This is a genomic window from Photorhabdus viridis, assembly GCF_040256935.1.
Lineage (GTDB): Bacteria > Pseudomonadota > Gammaproteobacteria > Enterobacterales > Enterobacteriaceae > Photorhabdus > Photorhabdus viridis.
Window position 1 is genome coordinate 1 of sequence record NZ_JBEJZY010000495.1, and the last position, 223, is coordinate 223.

At 48.0% G+C, this 223-nt stretch carries 1 protein-coding gene; it reads left to right on the forward strand.

Translation table 11 applies throughout. The features are described from left to right. On the forward strand, window positions 1–223 hold a 223-nt coding region (locus ABR397_RS24270; RefSeq protein ID WP_350307910.1), incomplete at both ends, for an ISAs1 family transposase.

Below are 223 nucleotides of genomic sequence, written 5' to 3' on the forward strand. Positions count from 1 at the left end.
CATGTGGTCAGTGCTTATGATGTTGAATCCGGTGTAGCCCTATACCATCAGGCAGCCGAAAGCAAAGGTCAGGAAGGTCCGGTTGCCAGACAATTGATTGAATTACTGGCGTTTGATGGCGCGATTGTCACTATGGATGCCCTGCATTGCCAGAAAGAAACCCTTGCGTTAATTACTCAGCGCGGCGGTGATTTTATTGTGGGTCTCAAAGGCAATCAAAAGA